Annotated in this window: 5 protein-coding genes; all 5 read right to left on the bottom strand. The window is 61.6% G+C overall.

Annotated features, from left to right (window positions below; all coding sequences use genetic code 11):
* On the bottom strand, positions 1 to 1,755 hold a 1,755-nt coding region (locus JZ00_RS29510), incomplete at its 3' end, for an ImcF-related family protein (RefSeq protein WP_327184822.1).
* A 9-nt stretch (positions 1,756 to 1,764) separates the two neighbouring features.
* The gene (locus tag JZ00_RS29505) at positions 1,765 to 3,054 is read right to left on the bottom strand and encodes a hypothetical protein (RefSeq protein WP_235433130.1); all 1,290 of its coding nucleotides are present in this window, start codon (positions 3,052 to 3,054) and stop codon (positions 1,765 to 1,767) included.
* Positions 3,000 to 3,194: a PAAR domain-containing protein gene (locus JZ00_RS30640; RefSeq protein ID WP_232916935.1), complete on the bottom strand. Its 195-nt coding sequence runs from the start codon at positions 3,192 to 3,194 to the stop codon at positions 3,000 to 3,002. Before JZ00_RS30640 ends, JZ00_RS29505 begins: the two co-directional genes overlap by 55 nt.
* 230 nt (positions 3,195 to 3,424) lie before the next feature.
* A complete protein-coding gene (locus JZ00_RS31690) occupies positions 3,425 to 3,568 on the bottom strand; it encodes a hypothetical protein (RefSeq protein WP_235433129.1) in 144 nt (47 codons plus the stop codon).
* Positions 3,569 to 3,676: 108 nt separating this feature from the next.
* The coding region (locus JZ00_RS29500) for a DUF6396 domain-containing protein (protein WP_039594718.1) at positions 3,677 to 4,229 on the bottom strand (553 nt) is incomplete at its 5' end.

Below are 4,229 nucleotides of genomic sequence, written 5' to 3'. Positions count from 1 at the left end.
ATCGTCCAGCACCTGTTGATACAGGCTGGCCTCGGCGTTGCGCTGGCCCAACTGGTCGAGCAATGCCTGGCGCACCTGCGCCACCAACCGAGGGTCGGCCTCGATGCGCCAGTCGGGGTGCGCGGCCAGTTGCTCGGCGTAGAACTGCCAGACGTTGGCCGCCACCGTTCGCCAGAGCGCGGGGGACACGCCCTCCCGGGTGGGTTCGGCATGGGCAAGCGTCTTGACCAGAAGATCCGCCTCGGCTTTTTCCGGGCGCGCCATCATCAGGTACGCCTTGAGCTGATCATAGGCAACCGCCGAGCGCTCGACGCGCTGGGGACTGCCCGGCGCCAGCTTGACCAACGCCTCCAGCTGCTCGCGCAAGCGTGCCGCCGCCGGATCCCGCACCAAGCGGTTATTGGCCTCGACATAACGCGGCCAGAGCGTTTCGAGCAGCTGTTGGTTGCGGTTCAAGCCAAAGCGCTGATACCAAGGTGCACCGTATACGGCGCGGTGATCCAGGCGCGCCAGCACGTGGACCAGTTCATTGAGCGCCAGCAATTGTGCCTCCGGGGTCGATGCCTGTTGCAACGCCGTCGACACAGCCTGCACCTGGACGATCTGCGCCCGGTTGCTGACGAACGACAGCACCATTCCCGCGCCCCACATCACCGCCAACCCCAGGAACAGCCCGTAGGCGACTCGCGGTGCGCGCCAGCCCAGGCGAGCGCCGACGGCCTTGTCGCGCTGCACGCCATGCCACGCCGGATCCGGCCACCAGAAATGCTCGATCTCGCCACTGTCAGTGGCGCGCAACGGCTGGCTGAACCACACCCCGCGCAGCAGCAACCCAGGGTTGAAACCACTCAACAACGGTGCCAACGCCTGCCGCCAACGGGCGATGCCATTGGCCTGCAAATCCCGGGACAAGCGCAGCAGGAAATCGTGGTGCATCTGCTTCTTGAGCTTCATCTGCGCAATGCCCTGGTGACTCAAAGGCTCGACCAGTTCCTCCAGACAATCCTCCAGCATCGCTGGCGTCACCTTGGCCGGCAACAGACAACCCACCGGCTGGCTTTCGCGACCCTCCTGGGACCATGCGTTCTCGCACACCTGCCACAGGTGCAACGGCAACTGCCGACGTGCCCGCCGCGCCAGCTCCTGCAAATGCCGCAACCCCTTGTCCAGCGCCACGGCATCGGCGCTTTGCTCCGGGGTCAGCGTCCAGACCACGCCATCCAATGCGCGCCCACGACGCAGGCCGAGCCACTGATCCAGCAGTGGGCTTTCCAGCGTTTCCTGGAGGCTGCCGCCCCAAAGCAGCACAGTGCGCTGGCCTTCGAGCCATTTCTTCTTCGCCAGGTGCGGGGCGATGGCGGTGATCTCGGTGGGTTCGCCGACGATGAGCAGGAGGCGGGTTTTGTGGCGCCAGAGGGGGCCGTATAGGTGGCGGAGGTAATTACGCAGTCCGTTCGATGCATCTTCGTTTACCGAGTGGGGTTCGGCCTTATCGACAGCCGGGCCATTGTCCGTCTGATACGTTCGGTAAGCCGAACGTCCCATCACATAGCCTAGAAAATGGAAACCGCCCAGGTACAACGCCGCTAGCAGGGCCATTGCGGATATGCCCAGCAACCAGAGCGCCTGATGGTCGCTGCCAGCCTGAATGCCCAGCCATTGGGGGTAACGCCACACCATGGCGCCCATGATCGCGTTGATCAGCAACAGACCGCTGGCCACCGCCCACACGACTATAAAACTTCGCAGCTGCATTCGAATGTCCTATTCCGATAATGAAGGCGCAGGCGTCAACGCCATGCTCCAAAGCCTGGAGTCAGCGCAACCATTGCCGCTAAAAATAAACTGCGCCCCCGAGCCCACCTGGATGGCTTGCGTCGCCGCGACAATCGCCAGCCATGGCGAGACTTTGCCTGGGTTCCCCAACGCCGCGTCCAAATCACGAAGCCCTTGTGCATGCAGCATCGGTATCGTTAGTTGGTGTGAAACGCTGGTCAGGGCTGCATGACGTTGTGCATTCACACCAGCTAGCCAGACGTGCCGGATCGACTCAGCCTCCAACGGTACCCAGGCAAGCGCCTGCGTTGCGGCATCACCCAATGCGTCGGAACAAGGTTGCCGCTCCTGTTCCGGTCGATGAAGAAACGCGATCGGCGCCAAGATGGTTTGTGCCAGGGGATTGCCCAGGAGCAAACCGGCGACCACTTCCGCCGTGCCTTCCGGTTGTCGCGGCGCAAATTGCAACGCGATGACCAGCAACACGGCCCGCTCATCGAAGCGCTGGTCGAGCCATTGGTCCAACGCATCCAAACCATCGCCTTCGAGGGAGACCGGCACCTGGCGGATGGCCGACGCTTGCCATGCCTGCGCCCATGTCCGATCCCACGCTGGGCCCGACAAGCCGGTATCGCCGGCCAACAACAACGCCAGCGGTGTATGGGGCGGCAGTTGCGCCAAGGTGGGGGCCAGCTCGCCAAGTAACTGTTGCAACGTACGCAGCAACACCGGTTCGAGCTCTTCAGCCGCATCGCCCGGTAGACGGCTGTGGCATGACGACGACGAGGCGAGCCTCGAAGGTTGCATTCTCTGCACCTTGATGCCGCTCTGCAAAGCCTCCAGTTGTACCGCCGGTTCTTCGCCTGGGGCGCGCAAGGCGGTGTGCAGGTCTACATTCAACACCCTTAGAAAACGACGTCCTTGACGGGTTTTCTGGAATAAATCCTCTTCGCGTGCCTGGTCCCAGCCATCGGCCACCGCTCGTTCGCCGAGATACAGCAACGCCCGCCCGAACCCCAGGGCACACCACCCCAGGAAGGGCACACCCAAGGTCAGGCTCCAGAAAATCTCAGGCCTCTGATGTAACGCTTCGGGGGTGAACGACACCATGCCCCCAGCGCCGAGCAGCAAACAAAACGCCAATAACCCGAGCCACCGCCAAGCGCGGGGGCGCGCAGGCCTGGGTGCCAAGGCCGGCACGTCTTCCATTCGGACCGGCATGATCAACGTGCCCTCGCGCCAGGCATCGACGAAATCAGCGCACAACCACAGGCGCAACGATGACCGTCAAAAGCCACCGGCACACCATTGTCTTTGAATGTAGGGTGACCTTCGGCGATGACCGTCCGGCCGTGACCTGGAGTCGGGCAGTCCACTGGATCGCCTACCCGAGCGACCCCGATGCCACCGAATTTCATGACGGTTGAGCCTGATCGGACGGTACCGTCTCCGGTCGTTTTATCGCCGATTCGGATGATGTTTTTCATGTCGTTTTCCTTGTTCAATAAAGCCCGTCCATGGGCAGAGTTCGGTACAGTCCAGTTGACTGATGCCTTTTACGTCTCAACCACAAACTGCGTTTGCTAAGTCATCCGTCAATATCCAGTCCACCATTTCTGGGCCGACTGTCACGCTTTCCCGCGTGCTATTACGACGATGACGATGAGTCACGGGTAATCTCCTGTCCGTCCTGCAACACCAGCCGTGCCGGCTCCACGCCTTTGAAGTCAATCAAATAGCACTGACTGTCGATGATGCAGTTGATCGTTACTCTATCCAGGGAGCAGGTCACGTCAGATTTCAATAGGTCTTTAAATAGCGTCGGACGTTTCAAAGCTCGACACAGCACGGTCGGTGGATGGCCTTCCATGCCGCATGCCTGTCACGCAAAAACCGAAGATCATCCATGGAACATCCACTCAACCTTTTCCGGGCCAACTGTCTCCCGATCCGGGAGCAGGAAACGGCTTTCCCATTTGCGTACGTTTAGTGTTGGCAGGATCTCGCCCTGTTCGAAGCGGCGGATGACGTTGTACGCGCCGGCGATCCAGTAGCCGGTATGCGGGCAGGCCTGGCCGCTGTGGCAGGTCGGTGCGGGTTGGGGGATCGTGATGAACGCAGGTGAGCGGGGCGTGGGCCTGCCGGTGGCGGGTTCGAGACCTTTGGCCTCGGCCAGCTCGCGGATCAGTGCCTCGCTGGGTTTCTGCGGCGGGACATTGGCCAGGCGGGCTTCGAGCCATTGGAGTTTGCCGTCCCACTCGGGCAGTTCGGCGGGTGGCAAGGGGAGAATTTCGTTGATTTCGGGAACGGTGGGGTTGGCGTAGGAATACCTCGCCAGGATTCGCCAGATTGTTTTGTAGCGCTTGGCGCGTTCGAGGTCTTCTTGTTGGCCGAGGTAGTGCAGCTTATCGGTAATGGGATGAGCCCTAAATGCTTCTTCCAACCAACCGGCC

Source organism: Pseudomonas frederiksbergensis (genome assembly GCF_000802155.2).
In the GTDB taxonomy this organism is placed as follows: Bacteria; Pseudomonadota; Gammaproteobacteria; order Pseudomonadales; family Pseudomonadaceae; genus Aquipseudomonas; species Aquipseudomonas frederiksbergensis_A.
The sequence above is the reverse complement of the archived record's forward strand: the minus strand, read 5'-3'. Positions and strand labels throughout refer to the sequence as shown.

Coding starts and splice junctions, on each gene's coding strand:
- JZ00_RS30640 (WP_232916935.1), bottom strand. CDS start 3,194: ATGAAATTCGGTGGCATCGGGGTCGCTCGGGTAGGCGATCCAGTGGAC.